This window comes from Paenibacillus sp. EB106-05-06-XG162, from assembly GCF_058791655.1.
Genome location: NZ_JBYTDT010000006.1, coordinates 108,719 through 130,351, shown reverse-complemented (window position 1 = coordinate 130,351; position 21,633 = coordinate 108,719). Strand labels below are relative to the sequence as shown.

Sequence of the window (21,633 nt, the reverse complement as noted above, 5' to 3'; positions counted from 1 at the left end):
CCTTACTCTTCTCGTCATCGCGTTTGAATATTGTTTATTATAATAGCAAATGACTCCTAGTGTTGTAAACTACGATTCTTCGGAAACAAAAAATCACCCCGAAGGGTGATTTCATGATGATCTACGCATGAGAAACAACTTGTATATCGAATATACAATGGTTAGGAAACCAAGGTAAATCGCAATGACCATGACCCATTGATAAGCACCTGACCACAGATTATCCCCCACATAGGCGTATACGACCATGATCGGAATTTTACCAATGAACGTTGTCATAATAAATGTACCAAATGGAATACGAAACACACCGGCATAGATATTAATTGCAACCGCAGGGAGAACCGGTATCATTCGCGCAATGATTAGTGACCAGAACAGATGGTTATGAATCATTCGATTGCATCGTTCGATCATATTCGATTTTGCCAGAAGAGCCCTTCCCCAGGATTGTAATAAATATCTCGTTACCCCGTAAATCGCGGCAGCTGCGAGAGAAGAAATGATCAAGTTGTATATACTGCCCTCAATAATCCCGTACTTCGCTCCAACAATACCCCCAACAATCCCATACGGTATTCCTGGGACCGCTGCAATAATGGTCAGAATCAATATCATGATCATAGGGTTTCGATCTTGATCGGATGCGATCCAGCTGAACAACTGGTCTCGATACAACCAGATCAGGGATAGAACCAAGATATTGATCAATGCTACAATCCACTTCCTGTACTTCATAAGTAAGATTACTTAATCGGCACTTCAGCTTGTACTTGTGTCGGTTCCACCAACGTAAGGTTAATAGGTTCCGCAGTCACGCGACGAGCACCCGTATAACGCTGTTTATAATAGGTATCGGATAATTTACTGATGATAACCCCTTTCGAACTTGAGGAATGAGCAAATTGATCGTCACCTAAATAGATACCAGCATGGGATACCCCTTTACCGTCCGTGTTGAAGAAAACAAGATCGCCCGGCATCAAGTCCACTTGTTCCACCAATGTGCCAAACAAGGATTGTTCTTTGGATGTACGAGGCAGTTCAATCTTGAATTGGTTAAAAATATGCAAGATGAACCCGGAGCAATCGAACCCCTCTGTTGTCGTACCACCCCATTTGTAAGGGGTTCCTATCACTTCGTTGACTGCAACCTTGAGATCAGGCTTTTCCGACGCATACATGGTTCCAGCACTTGCACCAAACAGGATAGCAGCCGAGAGCATTGTGATTAGCAGCTTCTTCAATGTATTAGTTACTCCTTTCGTAGATGAATTCGCCGTTATTTACCAAAAAAATTACGACGTCAGGCTGTAAGATTCGACTTTCGATGCCAATTTCCTTCTTTTTATAAAAAAAAAGAAACGCCATTCGATGAAAAAAATCGAATGGCGCTGTATTTTCGTGTGAAATCCGACGAAATAGACTTTAGAAATTAAAGAATTAGTTGCCTGTTGTACCAAATCGTCTCGCGTTACGTTCACGCGCTCGTTCAAGTTCCGTCTCACGGTTGCGTGGTTCAGCTTGTGTAACGAGCGACTCTAATAGCTTCTTGGCTGATTCAGATACTTCAACTATTGCACGGTTAAAGGCTTCTTCATTGGCCTTGGACGGGCTGTTATATCCCGAAAGCTTACGTACAAATTGTAATGCAGCCGCTTGAATTTCATCCTCTGTCGCAGGTGGATCGAAGTTAAATAACGTTTTTATGTTCCGGCACATAACCATTCTCCTTAAATGAAGTAGACTCGTGAATACCACAAATTATACAATAAAGTACATCCTTTGGAAAATATGAAAATCCCAGCCCACGCATGATCGAATGGGACTGGGATCTAAATCGAACTTAGTTCATTGTATAGCCTTTCGATGTTCGAACACTTGGAAGATGGTTTCTGGTTGTTCTCTGTACGAACACTCGATGATCCAAGGTGGTTAGTGATACGCCTTCAAACTTAACAGAAGTAGAACCCATCGTCACTTCCTCGGATGTGGCGAGCGGCGTATCTGCCGTAAGAGAAGGATATAGGGAAACAACGTCCCCTTCTTTCACATGCTGTATCGTGATTATACCTGATGGTTCAATCTGCACATCAGAACTTAACACTTTATCCGACAACTCTGGATAGCGCTCATCGAATAATTCAAACGCATAAATCCGTGTATGTCCGCTGCCATCTATGCTGATTTGCGCCGGCTCTATAATCTGTAATCGAATGTATCTGGCTGTCACTTCTTGCAAGAGAATGCGATTAATCGTATGTTCCTTGTTATCCAGAATTTCATCTATCATTGTGAAGTTCTCACCGTCATTGCTAGCCAGAATTTGTGCCTGCCTTGTATTCCAGAATGGTGTCTCTCTGGCCTCTGGATGACCACAATTAATAATCCGATATTGCTTGATCGTCTGAGGATGCTGCAAATCAATCGTCAAATGCGGTCGAAGCTCTGTCGAACACCATTTACCGCCCGCAATCGCCCCCGTAATCACCTTATCCGCATTTTCGCTCTCGTTTGCACTGCTCGTAGCTGTCGCTGTAACGCCAAGCGAACTCAACGCAATATTTTTCATATCATAGGTCGGTTGTACCTTCATCTGTTCTGTTCCAGCAGCAACGGCTGTCAAGACGACCATATCCGTAATAAATGGCTTGATCACATGTGTTCCAACATCAACGGTAAAATCAGTCGGAACCCCTTCCTTCAGGCGGTTGACCTTGCATTCTTCCATTGAACTTAGTAGTGCTAACGCTGATTCATGCTGCGTTTCCATGGCTAGAAGGTTACCTGAACGCATGGAGATGATCGCATGAACCACTTGCTGCGCGGCACGTGCCATCCGGTGGAAAGCTTCTAAGAATGGAGCCAATTCCTCTAGCAAATTTGCATTATGACATTTTGCCCGGATGTTATCAACGGCACCCTCCATACGATTGAACTGCGCCAGAAGTCTGTTCGCTGCAATACTTACGTCCGCTCCTTGCAACATGCCTTCTTTGACCGCACGAACATCATCCTTAAGCATCCAGCTCTCATCGAACAGAAAATCGCCGCTTACGCCGCCATCATCGAGCAAATAACAGCTGTTCGACGCGAAAATTTCAAGATCTTCTGCGACTTCAGGAGCAAGCGCCTTGAAGGAAGCGGAGAAGCTTAAATCACAGTTAAATGCATCGGTGTTCCAGTTATGATCCGCGATGCAGAACAGTGCTTGCTTGGAAGCTTGAGCCTGATTCATCGGGTTTGAGAAAAAACCGTTTACATTATCTAAATTCGAGCTTACATTTTCTATTTTTCCCATCAGGATTTTGTTGTCGCAGTAATCATTGACCGGGTAATTCCACCATACGGAAAGATTCTTGTCTGACCCGATTGTTCGTTTGGGTGAATCATATTGTTCTCTCGATATATTGGACATCGTCGCAGCCCCGGTCCACATAACCTCTACATCATCATGAAGGATCTCAACGAAAGGCTTCAGATATTCTGTCATAGACGGTCCCCAAGCTTCGCAATATCGCGTACCAACCGTGAGAAGTGGTCGAATATCGCCTTTTGCCTTGATAAATTCCGTATCGATTCGGTTGAGGAATTCCGCTTGCTGAGGTCCATTCGGAATGCCAACAAGATCATCGAACAACACGCCGAACTGACGGACGCCAAGGCTGTAGAGCTGCTCTAATTTGATGATACATGATTGGAAATCTTCTTCAAGAGCAAGGTCGATCGAATCCCCTGGATGAATGGTCCATACGAAATTCAAATTATTCCGATGTCCAGCAGCTGCTAGTTCCTCGATTTCCTGTCCTTTCACTACTGGGTATAAGTCTCTCCAGCTCTTGCGGTGATACGGATCATCCTTCGGGGCATAAATATAGGTGTTCAGCTTCTGAGCACCGCCGAATTTCATCAGATCGATACGATCTTCATGACTCCAAGGATACCCGTAGAAGCCTTCGATATAGCCACGATATAAAATTTCAGGATAGTCTGTAATGCTCATATGATGGACGGTGCGGTCAGGCACCTGGCTTAAGATCTGATTTAAGGTCACAACACCATAATGAACTCCATCGGCATCATGCCCGATAATGGCAATTTGACTAGTAGATGAAACGCCTTGAATGATGAGGCTGTATCCTTCTTTATGAGATAACGCTTCCAAAGTACCTGCATACAAGTGTGTCTTCAATAGCGTGTCGTTCAGCATCCCTTGTGTCGTAAGGTATATATTCGTTACATTGTCTTCGAGTGTATCGGATACCGTATATTTGTAGCCAAGTTGAATTAACAATTCTTGCAGTGTAGGCAGCGTTGCCTCTTTCAATCCCTCTTGGGCAATGATATGAATGCGATCTGTGAGTCGGGTTTCACCCCCAAGCTCATTCATTTCTTGTGGAACGGGGGAAATTGAATAATGCTTGCTTAATGCTTCATTCTTATGTTTCATCATCGCTGACCTCTTCTCCCTACCGTGACATTGGTTACCATTCTAAGTGCACGCTGCACGGGCTAATCGATTTTTCTTTATTGCTGACGCATTTTTGACAGGAACAATATAACATACCTAACAAACATGTCAACAAAAATGACTAGGTCACTGTTAAAGAGAATGCACAAATCGAACAATTGACGACATGAAAATAACTATTGTATCCTATAGAAATTAGATGACGGAAAGAAGGATATCGGCCTTGAAAGAAAATCAAAATCATCCCCTTACGAATCTCGAAGAGCGAAACGCCCAGCTGCGAGCGGATTGTGAGAACTGCTTCGGATTGTGCTGCGTGTCACTGGCTTTTGCTGCATCAGTTGACTTCGCGATCGACAAAAGTGCAGGTCAGCCCTGCCACAATCTGCAAGAAGATTTCCGGTGTGGGGTTCATACGAATCTAGTTCATTTAGGATTTCGAGGATGTACGGTATTCGATTGCTTTGGAGCCGGCCAGAAGATTTCACAGCTGACTTATGAAGGAAATGATTGGCGACAGGACAAGCAAGCTGCAAAAGAAATGTTCGAGCTATTCCCGAAAATGTGGCATTTGCACGAGTTGTTATGGTATTTGAGTGAAGCGTTAATGCTGCCTGCTTCTAGGTCGATTCATCCAGATCTTCGTTCGATGTTGGAAGAGACGGAGCGACTTACGATGCTAACCCGGAGCGATCTGATGAAAGTGGATGTTGCCTTACATCGCATGGATGTAAATGTATTGCTGCTTCAGACTAGCGAACTCGTCAGAACCGAAGCACTACGTGTACTTAAGAATCCACCGCGGTATCCGAAGAAAGTCGGTCGGGGAGCAGATCTCATGGGTGCAAATCTCCGAGGTGCGAATCTGATCGGTGCGAACTTAAGAGGTGCTTATTTGATTGCAGCGGACCTGCGAGACGCTGATCTTCGTAAGGCGGATCTCATTGGTGCCGATTTCCGCGATACTGACCTTTGTGGTGCCAATTTAAGCGAGAGTTTATTCCTAACACAGTCTCAGATCAACGCAGCTAGAGGAGATGCAGCAACGAAGCTGCCTTCATCTCTTATTCGTCCATCGCATTGGTCCAGGGCTGAAGCAAAAAGTAGTGTACAGCGATAGTTTCGTCGGCAAAAAGAAGACTTCGCCATCCGGGAATTCGGATGATGACGTCTTTTTTATTCTTCACGATTGTTAATGTTGAGATACTTCCTACCAGGAAACACGCTCCCAACCCGCTTGGCGTTCACGTTCAATCTATTAAGAATACTCAATAATACTTTTTGCCATGGCTATAAAATCTTGTTTCGTCAGATCGCTGGATGCGGAGTCATACAAGTTGTAAGCAACGTTCGTCTTCTCGTTGAACCAGCCCATCTTATTCTTGCCTTCGCTTACTTTCGTATCTAGATTGCGATTATCAATATATATGAGATCTTGTCCGTCTATCGTTAGCTGTTCAGCTTTAGCCCCTTTGGGTTGAGTCATTGTACTACCAATCGCCTTCGAAGCAATTAAATAAAGGTAGTTATTCTCATCTTTCTGGTAGATCAACATAGCTGTACCTGAAGTCTTCCAATCCAGTTCTTCTGTAAATAACTTTTCTTTCCCTTTAGAGGATTCAGCTCTGGCAATGAATCGATTTAATAATTCCTTGTATTCTGGATCATCTCCAAAAAGAAAACTTGGAACGACCTGTCCAAGGCTAAATTCATATCCTTTAGGCATTCGTTCCGGCTGCAATAACCTTGGCGCCGAAGTTCGCTCCATCTCCTGGACGTAATCATCGTATTGCTTGAACTCATTTTTATAGACAAACTTGACGAGATTACTATCGTAAGCATTGAGCGTTGGGTTATCAATATAGTATGCAACCAATTGTCCTTGCTTCAGCGTTCCACTTACTTGTTCATAGTAATTTGATAGGACCGTACGATTGTGATCAGGGGGTAGTGGAGGCCAATATTGGGCGGTTCGCATCACAACCTTACCCTTCGCATTCCGAATTTGAATATACTCTGCTGCCGCATAAGCTGTAGCAGAAGCGACAAGGGTGAGAATAATCGCAGTAAGCAATACACTAGAGCGCTTCATCGAGCGAAATCTTTTAGGGGAAGACTGTAAATTTCTCACTTTCGCCATCACGCGATCTGTCAAATCAATCGGCGGGAGATTATCGGGATGCGATGCATAGTATTTTAAATCTGCGTGTCGATCATTTGGTTGTGGTCTGTCCACGTTTCTTCCTCCTCCCATTTCGCCATTCGTTTTCTCACTTTCTGTTTCAAACGTCCAACTTTTTTCTTCACTGCATCCGGACTCTTACCGACGATCTCGGCAATTTCTGCATAAGTCATTTCGTCAAATACATGCAGAATCAGCAAGCTTCGCTCATCGGCCTGGAGCGAAGTCAACGCTTGATCCAAAGGTGCGCTGAAAGCAGTCATCTCCAAAATACGTTCCGGGCTCTCCGCTACATCTTCCTTACGCAAAAACCATTGCAGTCTAGCTTGCCGCTGCCTTCTTTTTAAGAGATTCAGACAATAATTATGGGCGATCCGATATAACCAAGCCGAGAAACTAACACGAGCCTTGTATTGTTGTATCGAAGTATAAGCTTTCATTAGAATCTCCTGTGCAGCATCCTCCGCTTCTTCCGCATTCCTAAGCAAACGGTAGCAATAGACATAGATTGGACGTTGGAAGCTCTCCACGATGAAACGATAAGCTTCTACTTCGCCTTGCTGTACTGCTACAATATGCTCTTCAATCGATTTGTTCGTCGTCATCCTCACCTCCCAATGCTTATACTGATATAACAATTGAACTCGCTAAAAAGGGACACCTCCTCCCGACTTATTTTCTACGATTGGTTCATGAACGCTTCAAATCGCTTATAGACTTTCAGTGCAATCTCAACTCGCTCTGGCAAATCGCGCTTTAGTTGTTCTAAATACTCATTGCCGCTATCTGTGATTTCATAGAATCGGTTGAATCGGTTATCTGATTCCCACTGGCTCTTAACATGGCCTTTCTCTGCGAGAACCTTTAGGCGTTGAGCCAAATAAGAATCGTTCACTCCTACGCCGCCTAGAGATTTTGTAATCATCAAATCTAACTGTTTACCATATCGACGACCATGTCTCAGTTCGGTAAGCACCATAAAATCCATAACTTGCTGGACCTTCACGATATGTCCGAGAGAATTTGTTTTGACCATTTTATCTTCCGAATTACGCATTTTCGTTGTCCTCCTTCAATACTCAAAATTCTATAAATCTAGTATATTCCATTTCGTATGCATTAAAAATACGTGGTACCTTCTGTGTTCAATGTCTACGCATTCAATACGAAAAATGTCGATTTTTCTTTTCGTGTTTCTCTTCTTTTGTACATGATTTAATGATGCGTACCGATTTCGTAGTAAATAGATACGTCTTGCGTATGGTTTGCTGAAACATAGATAGGTATCGCTAACGTATGGTTGATGCAAGCGAGCGAAGTCATTGCGTGCATACACGTATTTTTATATCACGCAAATTATCAGATTTACGTCTATTTTCATCGTTTTCGTTGCAACTACCATAAACTTTTGTTATATTAGAACACTTGTTCCTGTTTTGTCAAATTTATAGTCAGTTCTGCCTTTCAGACATAGAAAAAAAACCTAGCAGTCGCGCACCAGGTTTTAATCTCTGTAACATATGTTTTATTTCTGCCTACGCAACCGCATCTTCACTCGCGAGTACGAAGAAAATCACGAAATTGATTCACCGAGTTGAACTGAAGAATCTTAAGCCCCTTCGCTGTTAGAACTTCTACGAACATCGATTCAAGCCGTTGAACAGCTTGTTCTAAAGGCAATAAATTCTGAGGATCAAAAAGTGCGACTAAGTTCGGAAATCCGGCATTTTCGTAATAGACTTGATAGGTTAGACTTGCTTCCAGTTCCACAGGCCAATAACCTCGTTCTGAATAATACAGGAACTTGGCTATGACATCTTGTAAGCCGGTTGACCAATAATAGGCGGTGTCAATATCATTCTTTTCACACGCTTCAGCTAATTTATTGAATATCCCTTTGAACTCTTCATAGAACCCATTCATTCGATCGGTGTAGGAAGGCCCATCTGTATAAGATTCCTGCTGTCTTGTGAGGAGTTCTATGGTCTCCTGTGTGAGCAGCTCACAGTTCGTTTGCATTTCTCGGCATGAATTAGAATGAATCAAGGTATGTATGTAATCTTCAAGTCGAGCCGGTCTAATCATGAAATTCATGATTTGCTCTGTGTTCTTTCCCCACCCTTTTCGCAAATACGTACGATTGATCAATGCCAGACTATAGAGCACCTTCGTCAATATCCCTCGAGATTCTGTTCGATAAAAAGCTAGGTTATCCTGATCGGGTGTCGATCTCATTTTGTACAAATGTACATAGGAACCTTGAAGTTCAGACTCTGCTCGTTCAAGTAATTTCAGACCAGGAGGATTCGTAATTTTCTCTTGCAACTGGTCAAACCGGTCACGATCCGCATCCGAGCGGACATATAATAGCCTACAATCCGCAATAATCGAAGTGTTCGATTCTTCATAATTCGCCATCCGTTCAGCTCGTTCCCAGCTAATCGGCCAGAAATCAAAGCTAATGCCATCAATAATGAACTGGATACTCGCGCGATAACCATCTGAATTTGCAGGAATGAAAAAGAAATCCAAATCCGATCTCGGATTGGCTGAACCTTGTACATAGGATCCATAGCAGGCAACAATCGCAACATCATCCGGGTATTGCTGCTGGATATTTTCCACTATCGCACTTGAAACATCAAATACGTTAAACATATAATTATCAGCTCCGTTACGTTTCATCATTCGTCATCCTTAAACTTCTACCCTCTCGCATAATTAATCAGGCCAAGCATATGCATATAGGGATAGGGGGCATCGTATATGTTAATAGCTGTGTTAACAGGTTTAATCGTAATACTCTCTGTATGGCTCACAGGTTTCGTAATTACATTCCGCCGGCAAATATCTTGCATGGTAGGTATGATGTCAGCCATGACGCTTGGTATGACTGTTGGCCTTGTTATGGGAACCTTTGTGGCTGTATGGCTGCCCGGTCAATTCTTCCAATCGACCATGATCAGTATGTTGATTGGCGGCCTCGCTGGCGTTATCATCGGGTGGCCTATCAGTCTTATGGCGATCATGGATGGACTCCTGTCCGGCATCATGGGCGGGATGATGGGCGGGATGATGGGCGCGATGTTGATGTTCATGATGCCTGCGGCTTATATAACCTTCACTGTGAAAATCATGGCGATTCTATGCAGCGGCATTCTATTCTTGCTGTTCATCATGCTCCAAGGCGAATTGAAAGCTGAACAGCTCCGTCAGAAATCATCCTTATTCGCAAAACCACTTCATATGTTCATTGTAATTATCGCCGTACTTGGAGGTGGGCTGCAGCTGCCGTTTAGTTCATCCGCAACGAATCCACCACTCGCAAATCCTACTCCTGATCATGCCAATACGGGTCATCACCACGCTGCTTTACCTGGAGATCAGAGCATAGTAGCCGCTCAAGAACTATATGTTGCTGCTAATGAATTCAGCTTTTCACCTAACGACTTTCAGATTCACGCAAACCAGCGTGTTCGTATTACACTCGACAATGCCGGTCAGTTGGAGCATGATTTTGAGATCGTTGGCACTGACATCCATGTTCATGCTGCCGCCGGTGAGAAGAGCAGCCAAGTCGTCTTCTTCGAAGTAGCCGGCACCTATGAGGTACGATGTACGCTGCCCGGACATCGAGAATCTGGGATGACTGCCACGATTCAGGTGAATGCTTAGATCAGCGAGAGCAAGCTCGACTACGCACGCAAAAAAGCCGTAATGAACAGCGTTCACCACGGCTTTGTCAACAATTACAAGCAACTACACTGCTATTGAGGGATTGTTAAAACAAACAGATCGGATGATATCGCTCAAGAACTTTGTACACGTTATTCTGTTGGTTAACAGAGTTCAAGAACATATCCATCTGAATTGTTGCGTTATTTGCGAACGGAGAGAATGAACTTCTCCAGTGCTTCTGTATCGGTAATGCTCTGATTACATCCATGGTTCTCAATACATACGTATTGACCAATAGCAGAATAATCATCCGGCGAAGCGTTCGCAGGCTTGGTCTTGACTGTGAAGAATGCAAGCTCTTGATGCCGATTGCAGAACAGGCAATACCCTTTCTTATGTGTCGGCGTAATTCTTCCCTCGATGCCGATGAACTGTCCTTCGAACGGATATACAATGAATAATTTGTTCGTGGCAACATCTACCCAGCTCAGATACGTCACACGACGAAAATCGGTGGATGAGAGATCAGGAGCTTTCAGTTTCTTATTCTTAGGGAATAGCTTCTGAATCTGCTTCAGCGTAATCGGCGGATATGACTCTAGGTATGGTTCTAATCCGCTAAGATATCTCTGGAAATCATATGCCGTCTCGAAGGTCGTAATTTGTTCCAGCATCTTCTGCTGATTCTCTGTAAGATCGGGTATTGCTTCCATAATGATCGATGCAGCACGATATCTTACGGTCTCCAAGACTCTCCGATCTGCGACGGTTCGCAGTGTATTCTGAAGGAATTCCGATTGTTTCTTAATCACGTTGAATTGATGGTTTCTAATAAATGGTGTACTCATAGCTCTTCAGCCCCTTATTTGTTATGAAAGATCATAAGGTGCAAAGCCCACTATTAGAAACGATAAAGTTAAGTTTGGGCGATCGAATCTATTCTATCGCACCTCACGCAAAGTATCGCCCTAGATTAGGCTTTGCATGAGGACTTCCTAGCTAATGAGCAATTCTGAATTGCCATCTGCACCACCCCCAATGAATATCACGCAAAAATTATAACAGAAAATCCCAAAAGACGCAATTTTTCTTGGGTAGATGAGTCACCATTTCCAAGTCGCCTAATCCAAGATTTACATGATGTAGATCATATCCTTTCTACACCATTATCTTATATGCTTCATTCGTATAACCAACTGGAGGTGACATCAATGAAAATGAAAGTATTTGCTGTTCTTATGACCGCTGTAATCACAATAGGTATTGGAACCGTAGCCTATGCGTCGAATAATCTACCCGCTTCTTTCAAGGACATGCTTCCTTTCATGAAGGAAGTGCATCCACAGATGAATGATACGGAATTAGAACAACTGTACAATAATTGCCACTCGATGATGAATCGTTCCATCTAACCACTTCACCCAACAAAAAGACCTGGCCATCGGCCAGGTCTTTACTAATAATTTTTCATTTGCAACTGATCCAAACTCTTAAACACATAACCCTGTCGTTTCGCTTCGGCGAGAATCGCACCTAATGCCATCGTATTGTCTCGAGACACCGAGTGAAGCAATATCACTGCGCCCGGATGAAGTTGGTTCATCACCGAATCATATGCATACCGCCAACCGCGCTGCGCGTTCGTATCCCAATCTTTGTAAGCAATCGACCAGAATACGCTCGTATAACCGAGTTCCTTGCTAGCCTGAAGGATTCGCTCATTAAAAATCCCCCGCGGCGGCCGTAAATATGTCATCGATTGTTGATTCGTGATTCGCTGCACTTCGATCCTTACCTTGTCCAATTCCTCACGCAGCTTTGCATTCGATATTTGGCTCATATCTGGATGACTCCATGAATGATTACCAATCAGATGACCTTCAGCGACCATCCGCTTAATTAAATCCGGCTCTTCTTTGACATAATGCCCTGTAACGAAGAAGATTGCAGGCACTTGATGCTCCTTGAGAATATCGAGGATCTTCGGTGTAAAGCCGTTCTCGTATCCATTGTCAAAGGTTAAATATAATTCCTTCTTCGACACATCGCCGAGGAAAATAGAATTTTGGCGCATCAAGATATCTTTAAATCCTTCTTCTTGAATGGAGGCCGACTGATGATTTTTGCTCTTCTTAAATCCAAAATGGTACGGATTGGTGCTCGATGCATAAGCTGCTTGATTCGTATATGGCACCGCCGTCATGACGAACAGCAGGATCATAACGGTCAGATATCGTGCATGTTTGATGTTTATTCCCCTTTCTATCCAATCGTGATGTCAATCAACCCATAGATAATATCCCCGTTCCAGACAATGCTATTCCTAATCATGGTAAAAAAAAGGCACAAATGCAATCCAGGAATCCCTTCATGCATTTTGTGCCTTTGATTCATTTGCTCGAAAAATAGCGTTCCCTACCATTGATTTCCTTAGTTGCCCGCTGTCCGTTTCTCCTGCTCACGCAATGCAATACGACGAATTTTGCCCGAGTTCGTCTTCGGTAAATCTTCAACAAATTCAATTTTGCGAGGGTACTTATAAGGTGCCGTCAGCTGCTTCACATGATTCTGAAGCTCTCTTATTAGATCCTCAGAACCTTCTACATTCTCCTTGAGAACAATAAAGGCCTTCACCACATGGCCGCGAATTTCGTCAGGACTAGCAACCGCCGCACATTCTTTCACAGCTTGGTGCTTCATCAAAGCGTCTTCCACTTCAAACGGTCCAATCGTATACCCTGAACTAATGATGATGTCGTCCCCGCGTCCTTCGAACCAGAAGTATCCGTCCGCATCTTTGGAAGCACGGTCCCCTGTGATGAAATAATCGCCGTGAATATTCGCTTCTTTCTTGTCCGGGTCTTTGAAATAGGTTTCGAATAATGCAGGCATGTCGCGATGAACGGCAATATCCCCTACTTCTCCAGCAGGAAGGACACTCCCCTCCGCATCAATAACTTCGACCAACCCTGGAGAAATGGATCTTCCCATGGATCCCAATCGGAAAGGCGCATCTTTCAGAGCTCCGATTAACAACGTGCTCTCGGTCTGACCATAACCGTCTCGGATCGTAATCTGGTGCTGCTGTTGGAACGAATGGATAACTTCTTGATTCAGCGGTTCTCCAGCTGATACAGCACTTCGGAGTGATGTTAAGTCAAATTGGCCTAAATTCATCGATTTCGCCATCAGTCGATATTCCGTCGGCGTGCAGCACAAGACCTGAATCCGGTAACTCTGGATAAGCTCCAAATATCGGTTCGGTTGGAATCCACCGTCATAGACAAACCCAGTCGCTCCTCGGCCAAGTACCGATAAGAAAGGACTCCAAATCCACTTCTGCCACCCAGGTGCAGCCGTCGCCCACACCATATCATTTTCTTGAATATCAAGCCATGGCGTCGTGATCCGCAGATGTGCATAACTCCAACCATGACGATGCACGACTCCTTTCGGATTGCCTGTCGTTCCCGAAGTGTAAGCTAGAATAGCCATATCATCACGGTGTGTTAATACTGTCTCGAAGGAATCTGGCTTGTCCTCCATCAATTCATCCAGAATCAACCAATTAGATGGTGCTGTATCGCGCGTCTCGAAGGCAGCAATCCGGAAATCTAAGGCAGGTAGTTCACTGTCAATCTGATCCACTTCTGTGATTCCACTGGCACACGCGATCACGGCGCGAGCTTCGGAGTGCTGAAGCCGATAAGACAGATCCTTCGCACGCAGCATCTCTGAAGATGGAATAATGGCAAGTCCTTGCTTCAAACACGCTAAATAAATGACATATGCCGTAATCCGACGTGGAACCATCACGAGAACTCGGTCTCCTTGACGCAATCCGAGATCCTTCATCCCTTGAGCCAATTGATTCGCTTGCTGCAGCAAGTTTCCATATGTAATCTCCTCGTAATCTCCAGCCGCATTCAGCCATTTGAGCGCGAGCTTGTTCGGATCGTGACGATCCATCTCCGAGGTCAAATTATAATATTCTGGTGCAATCCAATCCTGGTAATCCATTTTAACGTCTCCCTATGTTACAAAATGAAGTCTTTAACTTATTTCATATTATAACACGTTATACCACGTTAATTTCCAAGAACGTTCACGATTTGATGCGATTGGGAGAGAAAAAACAAGAACCACGCTCTTAGGTGCTACCCCTTCACGTGGTCCTGCTGATTCTTAAACTGATATTCTAGCTATTCACGACTTCCTCTAATTTTGGCTCTGCATCCGTCTTCGCCTTCGACATATTCCGCTGCGCCATGACGAGTTTATAATAAATGCCTTCCTGCTGCATTAATTCATCATGGGTACCCACTTCGGCGACAGCCCCTTTCTCCAGAACCAGTAGTCGATCTGCATTCTTCAGGGTAGCCAGACGATGCGCGATCGCGATTGTCGTACGGTTCTTCGTCACCCGCTTCAGCGCTTCTTGAATTTCAGACTCTGTCTCAATATCCAGAGAAGCCGTAGCTTCATCTAGGATGAGGATGCGTGGATTGTTCAACACAGCACGAGCAATGGCGATCCGCTGTCTTTCGCCGCCCGAGATATTATTACCATTCTCTTCGAGCTTGGTATCATAGCCATCAGGCGATTTGATAATAAAATCATGCGCGTTCGCAATCTTCGCCGCCTGAATGACCTCTTCCATCGTTGCATTCGGCTTCGAATATCGGATATTCTCCATTATCGTACCGCTGAATAATAACGTTTCTTGAAGCACAACACCCACTTGTGAGCGGAGATCCTCTTGCTTAATATCACGAATGTCCACGCCGTCGATCATAATCGCGCCTTCATTCACATCATAGAATCGGGAGATCAGATTGATGAACGTCGACTTGCCTGCACCGGAATGTCCTACAAGTCCAATCATCTCCCCTTGCTTGATCTCGAAATGAATGGATTTCAATACCGGTTCATAGGATTTGTATCCAAACGTAACATCCTGAAACGATATGGCCCCGTGCAATTGATGTTTGACCGATTTCTCTGTATCGTTGATCTCTGGCTGTTCATCGATAACTGAGAATACGCGCTCAATTGAGATCAACGCATTCGCAATCCACCTTGGAATATTCATCAGCCATGCGAGCGGACCGTAGATCATTGCTGCATACCCTGTGAACTGGATTAGTTCCCCGAGAGATAGCTCATTGCCTAAAATCATGTTACAGCCGACGAGCAATACAAAATATTGTCCGATCTGAATGAGATAGAATGAAATCGGCGATAGATAGCTGTAAACGTTCTCACTCTTAATTGCTGCCATGGCAAATTCTCGATTATATTGTCTGAATCGCTTAATCTCTCGCTCTTCTTTCCCGAAGGACTTCACGACACGAATCCCACTAAGGACATCGTGTAGAAAGGAGTTCGCTTTATCGAAAACCCGCCATTGCTGGTGAAATAATTTGCGAAGTATGGCGCGCCAGACAAAATATTGAATATAAGCAACGAGTGGCGCAGGCAAAATAATAATTAGTGCAAGGCGCCAATCGGTACTGAATAACAATCCTCCGACAGCTACCAGCATAATCATCTGGAACAAGGCCATCGTGAATACTTCTTGGATCAAGTTCCGGATCCGGTCCGTGTCGGATGTAATCCGGTTCATCATATCTCCGGCACGCTGGGAGGTAAGGAATCCTAGGGATAAACTCTGCACCTTCTCGAAGACGAGATTACGCAAATCCGCAGCAATTCTCGAGCTGACACGAGCCATAACCCTGCCTCGAAGTACGCCTAGCAGTTCCCCCGCGACCAATCCGAACACAATCCCACCAATTGCAAACCAGAACATCGTCAGGTTAGCACTTTGACCGGCAGGCGGCGCTAACGCTGAGTTGACGAGAATTTTCTGGAAATAGGGTCCTGTTAAAGTGACCACCGACATGACACATAAAATGATGAGTCCAAAAACAAGCATGCGCCAATGAGCTTTCGAGACTTGCCAGAGCTTCTTGAACGCTGCAGCCTTATTCATACATTTCGGACATAATCGCGTACCTGGAACAAGCGCGCCTCCGCAATTCGTACAGATCTGTTCTGCCTCATTATTGTAAATACGTATCTTGCTATTCGAAGACATATAGTTGAGAATTTGCGCCATGTAGGTTACACGCGCCGCATGCTGCATCGTACTTCGAATGATAATTCTTCGGACATCGCGATGGGTAGCTTCCATAATGACATTGCCTACTAAGGGAATCACCTTGTAATCACTCGTCTCATGAATGGCGCAGGTCTCAATAACCTCTCCATCCATGACAACCACCCACTTCGTCTCCCCGATGACAAAGAAACCGTTCGTTCTTCTTCCATCAAGCGCTAAATCTGCCGGAACGCAGTACGTAATGGGCTCATCCAACACTTCCATTACCGCATGATGATCTTGCTCGGACAGTTCGAATTGCAGATTCATCGCAGTCGACCTCCTATATACACATTTCCACCATCCGGTATTCCTTCTCGCTTAGCTGCTTCACATTCTCGATCACGAAGCGATTGCCATCCACATCGATGACCAGCAGCTTGTTCTCGGTAACCGACTTCACATTGCCACTGCCGCTTCGGACCGTGAATTGACAATGGCCAGCACTCGTCTCTGTATTCCAATAGGAGTATCCGAATTCTTCTTTGATCGAGATCACCTTCCTAATGACGGGTGCGAAATATCGAATGTCTATTTGTTCTTCGAGAAGCACAGCTGTTTCTGGTGGAAAATCTTCATCTAATGCTTTGATGATACCCACTTCTTTATGTTCGCCCGTACGTACGGAGATATAGATTTTTCGATTCGTATGAGGGAAGGAGCAATGAAGATACACCCCCTGAAAATCTTCATCTCCTACTTGAACAGCAAGCATATTCCCATCTGTTTTACGAAAAACCGCATTCTGAGCCGTTAAATAATTCAACTGCGCGGCTACGGATAAATCCGTGCGTTCATCAGCTATGGATTGCATTAGACCACCTCTCTCATTTTCAACGCTTCGTCATGTTTCTTCACCATACCGGCATACATGCCGTCTCTAGCAAGTAATTGTTCATGGGTTCCTTCTTCAACGACTTTACCGCTATCCATGACAAGGAGATAATCTGCATTCCGTAAAGTTGATAATCGATGTGCAATGGCAATTGTCGTTCGACCTTCGACAAGTGATTCAAGCGCTTCCTGGATTTGAAGCTCCGTCTCCGTATCTAGCGAGGCCGTTGCTTCATCGAGAATCAGAATACGAGGGTTATGCAGTACCGCTCTCGCGATCGAAATCCGTTGCTTCTCACCACCCGATAGATTATGCCCGCCTGTACCGACGATCGTATCGTAGCCATCAGGGAGCTTCGTTATGAAGTCATGCGCATTCGCAATTTTCGCTGCATGAATGATATCTTCCATTGTACAATCCGGATCCGCATAGGCAATATTTTCTGCGATCGTACCCATGAAGACATAGACTTCTTGCGATACAATGCCGATTTGCGAACGCATCGATGAGATACTCAAGCTGCGAACATTATGGCCATCAATTCGAATCTCACCATCTGTCACATCATAGAGACGAGAGATGAGATTCACGAGCGTGGATTTACCCGCTCCTGAGTGTCCGACAACCCCAATCATCTGGCCAGGTTTCGCACGAAACGTTACATTCTGTAGAACCGGTTTGTTCGGCTCATAACCGAATGTCATATTCGATACATGAATTTCACCTTTCATCCGCTCCAAATGGATCGCATCGGGTTGTTCAGCAACTTCCGGTACAGCATCTTGAATTTCGAATATCCGCTGTGCAGCTGTCATGCAATACGACCACCAGTTCACGATATTGTTCATGAATTGGATCGGGCCATAGAGCATGTAGATGTAACTAACGAACGTCATGATCTGACCAAATGAAATCTCGCCGCCCATTACCTTCCAACCGCCAAATGCCCAGATCAGAATCCCGCCGATTTGCGTGAGCATGTTCAGAATTGGGAAGATCGTGCTGCCCATCAAGTTGAACGATTGTTCCGCGTCCGAGAAGTTGTGATTAGCTCGCTGGAACCGTTCCGACTCTTGCCGCTCCTTACCGAACGCCTTCACGACACGGGTTCCACGGATGGAATCACTGATCAATGCATTCATGATGCTCACGCGTCGGTGTCTGCGCCAAGACAATCGCCAGAGCTTCGGGAATACCCAGCGCATCAGCAGAATGACGATTGGAATTGGAATGAAACAAATTAATGTGAGCTTCCAATCCATGATGAGCATCACGGTTGTAATCCCGATAATGTTCATAGCATTCACAATAAAGAACGAAATACCGTCTACGAAAAAATACTGCAATTCCGTCGCATCATTATTGACACGGGTCATGAGCTGGCCGGTCTGCTTCTTCTGGAAGAAGTTCAGGGATAGCCGCTGCATGGATTCGAACACACTTGCTTTGAGATCAAATGCGACATTGGCGGCGAGTTTTGCATTCAACATGCTGAACACAACGCCAAATCCAAGTGAAATGGTTCGAAACGCCAGAATCAGTACGATGACGAGACCAATCTGCCCAGCAAAAGCTCCCGTATTGTTAAGCGCTTGATCGAAGAGTACCGTTCCTTGCAAGTACGGAATGACAAGACCCGATGCTGAGTTAAGCAACATGAATAGTACGATGAGGACTATAAGCCTCTTATACCCGCCTGCAATCGAGAGCAATCTCCCGAAAATCGCGTGTTTCTTCATACATTTCGGACAGATCTGCCTGCCTTCTTCCGGATAGATCATCCCACACTTCGGACATGAAGCTTGCTCCGAATGATCTTCAATTTCATCCTGACGAATCTCTTCCTGATTCTTCAGCTTTGTAACGAAGGAGGCTAATTTGGCGGCTCGCGCCATTTCCCCGTTCGTGAACGCACCGATGGCACGCTCTTCTTGTTCATGAATGACGACGAGTCCTGATGCAACTAAATTAACGATGGAAATCTTCTCAATACTCTGGAGTGGAATGGATTCTACGAACTGATATGTAGTTGTGCGCGGCGTTTCTTTCGGAGTTCGTTGAATCCCTTTGAATATTTTCTGTATAATCTGACCCTCTGTACTCGATACGATATGAAGTGCAACGCTCGTAAGAATCAAATACGTACTGGCGAAGCCCTTGCCGTCTTTACTTCGATCACAATGCATCCAGTAGACAACATCGCTCGCCTTCACCTGTTGCAGTACAGACAGCACTTCGGCTTTCAACTTTTGGTTCATAGGCACCCCTTCCATCATTAACTCAACGTTATGTTTGTATCATGCGTTTAACGAAACACAATGATATTACCATAATTACTAGGTTCAGGAAATGATAATATTTCGTTAAAATTGTTTTTGGTACTCTATGCGTTGTCCTAGTACAACCTTGATCCGTCTCACATATAGTATAGTACGCAGTCATTCCTCCTGCGGAGGAGGTGAGTTGAAATGACATTTGTGCTAACAGGTTGGATGCTCTACACGATGTGGGTTCTGTTTGGATTAATGGGACTTAGCTTTTTGCTTGGATTGTACCGTGCACTCGTAGACAAGAAGTTCTCCAGCTCTCTCGTTCTTGACTATTTGAAAGACGTATTGTATTACGTGCTTCCACTCTTCGTACTTGCGAACATCGTCTCCCTGGATTATACTGGCTATTTGCTCCTCGGCGCATATTACGTCGGCGCATTCGGGGTTGCTCTGAAGTATCTTGGGGATATGAAGAAGAAGTTGTTGTAATCGGATTCAAGTCGTTCCAATGTACCGAATGACCTAGACACGAAGAAGGCTGCCGATACGTCGGCAGCCCTTCTATGCGTTCATTTCGCGACAAATAAATCCATGAACTGATGCACGGTCATCTGTTCAAGCTCCGCCTGATCCGCACAACTTGAGAAGATTCGATTCGCCTGCTTCACAGCAAATCGACTTCGAACATTGGATTCGAACTTTTCCATCAAGAGAGGGGTGCCCTCTTGTCTTCTCCTGCGGTGACCGATCGGGTATTCAATCTCTACTTTATCCGTTGCTGTACCGTCTACGAAGGTGATCTGTATCGCATTCGGGATAGAGCGTCGATGCTCATCCAGATAATCACGGGAATACCGCTCATCTTCCACGAGAATCATCTTCTGCCGCAATGCATCAATCCGAGGATCTACTGCAGCGTTATCTTCATAATGATCCGCATGGAGCGTGCCATGGAGAAGCCCAACGGCAACCATGTATTGCAGGCAATGATCACGATCCGCAGGATTATGAAGCGGCCCAATCTTATCGATAATCCTCAGCGCAGATTCATGCGTTGTAATCTGAATGGTATCAATCTCTGCTAGACGATGCTTTACTTTCGGGTGCAGCAGTATTGCACATTCAACTGCCGTCTGGCCATGGAATTCCGCAGGAAATGCGATTTTGAACAAAATATTCTCCATGACGTAGGACTGGAACGGCCGCTCAAGGCGCAGCGGTTGCCCACGGAATAACACGTCCTGAAATCCCCACGTCTTGGCTGTTAAGGCCGAAGGGTAGCCCATTTCTCCCTTCAAAGTCATAAGCGCTAATTGCACGGCTCGGCTAGTTGCATCCCCGGCCGCCCAAGATTTCCGGGTCCCCGTATTCGGCGCATGCCGATACGTTCGCAGCGGATGACCATCGATCCATGCGTTGGACACCGCCTGAATGACTTCCTCTTGCGTACCGCCTAGCATCGCTGTTATCACAGCAGTAGAAGCGACTTTCACCAGGATCACATGATCCAGCCCCACTCGATTGAAGCTATTCTGGAGTGCAAGGACGCCCTGAATTTCATGGGCTTTGATCATCGCCGTAAGCACATCTCGCATATGCAGTGGAGTTCCGTCTACGGCTGTGCGGCACTGGCTAATATAATCCGCCGTTGCGAGAATTCCGCCCAAATTATCTGATGGATGTCCCCATTCCGTGGCAAGCCATGTATCGTTATAATCCAGCCAACGAATCATTGTCCCGATATTAAAGGCAGCATTCACTGGATCGCTCTGATACGATGTGCCAGGAACGCGAGCACCGTTCGGTACGAATGTACCGGGTACGATCGGACCTAGCAGCTTCGTACATTCCGGATAGCGCAGCGCTAGCAGCCCACAGCCCAATGTATCCAATAAACATAACCTTGCCGTCTGATAGGCTTCTTCACTATCAATCGATTGTTCCAACACATATTTTGCAATCTCGACGAGAAGCTGATCAGGTTGCGGCCTAGCAGCATGATGAGATAGAGACATATATGAAGCCCCCTCCCCT

At 45.1% G+C, this 21,633-nt stretch carries 19 protein-coding genes and 1 other annotated feature (1 of these 20 running past the window's edge); of the genes, 4 read left to right on the top strand and 15 right to left on the bottom strand.

Annotated elements, in window-relative coordinates; translation table 11 throughout:
- Positions 1–27, bottom strand: a binding site (T-box leader) (it extends 225 nt beyond the left edge of the window).
- Positions 28–111: 84 nt separating this feature from the next.
- From AC3WU2_RS15340 to AC3WU2_RS15325, 4 genes are all read right to left on the bottom strand, one after another.
- Positions 112–711, bottom strand: a complete 600-nt coding sequence (locus AC3WU2_RS15340) for a TVP38/TMEM64 family protein (protein WP_492455556.1) — start codon at positions 709–711, stop codon at positions 112–114.
- Positions 712–746: 35 nt separating this feature from the next.
- Complete coding sequence (locus tag AC3WU2_RS15335) at positions 747–1,247, bottom strand: C40 family peptidase (protein ID WP_492455554.1); 501 nt, start codon at positions 1,245–1,247, stop codon at positions 747–749.
- Positions 1,248–1,443: 196 nt separating this feature from the next.
- The gene (locus AC3WU2_RS15330) at positions 1,444–1,722 is read right to left on the bottom strand and encodes a DUF2277 domain-containing protein (protein WP_492455552.1); all 279 of its coding nucleotides are present in this window, start codon (positions 1,720–1,722) and stop codon (positions 1,444–1,446) included.
- 124 nt (positions 1,723–1,846) lie between these two features.
- Positions 1,847–4,453 (bottom strand): glycoside hydrolase family 84 protein, encoded by a 2,607-nt coding sequence (locus AC3WU2_RS15325; RefSeq protein WP_492455550.1) that lies wholly within the window; start codon positions 4,451–4,453, stop codon positions 1,847–1,849.
- Between the two features lie 241 nt (positions 4,454–4,694).
- Here AC3WU2_RS15325 and AC3WU2_RS15320 point away from each other — a divergent pair, with 241 nt between their 5' ends.
- Entirely contained in the window at positions 4,695–5,591 is an 897-nt protein-coding gene (locus tag AC3WU2_RS15320; RefSeq protein WP_492455548.1) for a pentapeptide repeat-containing protein, read from the top strand.
- Positions 5,592–5,729: 138 nt separating this feature from the next.
- On the opposite strand, the gene AC3WU2_RS15315 is transcribed toward AC3WU2_RS15320, so the two are convergent.
- The 4 genes from AC3WU2_RS15315 to AC3WU2_RS15300 all read right to left on the bottom strand — a co-directional run bounded on the left by AC3WU2_RS15315 (position 5,730) and on the right by AC3WU2_RS15300 (position 9,341).
- Positions 5,730–6,707, bottom strand: coding sequence for a hypothetical protein (locus AC3WU2_RS15315; RefSeq protein ID WP_492455546.1), 978 nt, complete (start codon positions 6,705–6,707; stop codon positions 5,730–5,732).
- Positions 6,668–7,258: an RNA polymerase sigma factor gene (locus AC3WU2_RS15310; RefSeq protein ID WP_492455544.1), complete on the bottom strand. Its 591-nt coding sequence runs from the start codon at positions 7,256–7,258 to the stop codon at positions 6,668–6,670. The genes AC3WU2_RS15315 and AC3WU2_RS15310 overlap by 40 nt, the downstream gene beginning before the upstream one ends.
- Positions 7,259–7,332: 74 nt before the next feature.
- On the bottom strand, positions 7,333–7,710 hold the full coding sequence (locus AC3WU2_RS15305; RefSeq protein ID WP_018758236.1) for a PadR family transcriptional regulator: 378 nt from the start codon (positions 7,708–7,710) through the stop codon (positions 7,333–7,335).
- A 494-nt stretch (positions 7,711–8,204) separates the two neighbouring features.
- On the bottom strand, positions 8,205–9,341 hold the full coding sequence (locus AC3WU2_RS15300; protein WP_492455542.1) for a kanamycin nucleotidyltransferase C-terminal domain-containing protein: 1,137 nt from the start codon (positions 9,339–9,341) through the stop codon (positions 8,205–8,207).
- Between the two features lie 78 nt (positions 9,342–9,419).
- On the opposite strand from AC3WU2_RS15300, the gene AC3WU2_RS15295 reads away from it, so the two are divergent.
- Positions 9,420–10,328: a cupredoxin domain-containing protein gene (locus AC3WU2_RS15295; protein ID WP_492455540.1), complete on the top strand. Its 909-nt coding sequence runs from the start codon at positions 9,420–9,422 to the stop codon at positions 10,326–10,328.
- 203 nt (positions 10,329–10,531) lie between these two features.
- Here the strand turns inward: AC3WU2_RS15295 and AC3WU2_RS15290 are convergent, their stop codons facing one another.
- Positions 10,532–11,179 carry a FusB/FusC family EF-G-binding protein gene (locus tag AC3WU2_RS15290; RefSeq protein ID WP_492455538.1) on the bottom strand — a complete coding sequence of 216 codons (648 nt, stop codon included), beginning with the start codon at positions 11,177–11,179 and terminating at the stop codon, positions 10,532–10,534.
- A 363-nt stretch (positions 11,180–11,542) separates the two neighbouring features.
- Here AC3WU2_RS15290 and AC3WU2_RS15285 point away from each other — a divergent pair, with 363 nt between their 5' ends.
- The gene (locus tag AC3WU2_RS15285; RefSeq protein ID WP_492455536.1) at positions 11,543–11,743 is read left to right on the top strand and encodes a hypothetical protein; all 201 of its coding nucleotides are present in this window, start codon (positions 11,543–11,545) and stop codon (positions 11,741–11,743) included.
- Positions 11,744–11,787: 44 nt separating this feature from the next.
- Here AC3WU2_RS15285 and pdaA read toward each other — a convergent pair whose 3' ends face one another.
- From pdaA to AC3WU2_RS15260, 5 genes are all read right to left on the bottom strand, one after another.
- Positions 11,788–12,552, bottom strand: coding sequence for a delta-lactam-biosynthetic de-N-acetylase (pdaA, locus tag AC3WU2_RS15280; RefSeq protein ID WP_379347255.1), 765 nt, complete (start codon positions 12,550–12,552; stop codon positions 11,788–11,790).
- A gap of 209 nt (positions 12,553–12,761) precedes the next feature.
- Positions 12,762–14,351: an acetate--CoA ligase gene (locus AC3WU2_RS15275; RefSeq protein WP_492455533.1), complete on the bottom strand. Its 1,590-nt coding sequence runs from the start codon at positions 14,349–14,351 to the stop codon at positions 12,762–12,764.
- Positions 14,352–14,529: 178 nt separating this feature from the next.
- Positions 14,530–16,764: an ABC transporter ATP-binding protein gene (locus tag AC3WU2_RS15270; RefSeq protein ID WP_492455531.1), complete on the bottom strand. Its 2,235-nt coding sequence runs from the start codon at positions 16,762–16,764 to the stop codon at positions 14,530–14,532.
- A 13-nt stretch (positions 16,765–16,777) separates the two neighbouring features.
- Positions 16,778–17,308, bottom strand: coding sequence for a DUF1854 domain-containing protein (locus tag AC3WU2_RS15265; RefSeq protein ID WP_492455529.1), 531 nt, complete (start codon positions 17,306–17,308; stop codon positions 16,778–16,780).
- Positions 17,308–19,587, bottom strand: a complete 2,280-nt coding sequence (locus tag AC3WU2_RS15260; protein ID WP_492455527.1) for an ABC transporter ATP-binding protein — start codon at positions 19,585–19,587, stop codon at positions 17,308–17,310. The genes AC3WU2_RS15265 and AC3WU2_RS15260 overlap by 1 nt, the downstream gene beginning before the upstream one ends.
- A 210-nt stretch (positions 19,588–19,797) precedes the next feature.
- On the opposite strand from AC3WU2_RS15260, the gene AC3WU2_RS15255 reads away from it, so the two are divergent.
- Positions 19,798–20,088 (top strand): hypothetical protein, encoded by a 291-nt coding sequence (locus AC3WU2_RS15255; RefSeq protein WP_492455525.1) that lies wholly within the window; start codon positions 19,798–19,800, stop codon positions 20,086–20,088.
- An 80-nt stretch (positions 20,089–20,168) separates the two neighbouring features.
- Here AC3WU2_RS15255 and AC3WU2_RS15250 read toward each other — a convergent pair whose 3' ends face one another.
- The gene (locus AC3WU2_RS15250; protein WP_492455523.1) at positions 20,169–21,614 is read right to left on the bottom strand and encodes a bifunctional 2-methylcitrate dehydratase/aconitate hydratase; all 1,446 of its coding nucleotides are present in this window, start codon (positions 21,612–21,614) and stop codon (positions 20,169–20,171) included.
- Positions 21,615–21,633: the final 19 nt, after the last annotated feature.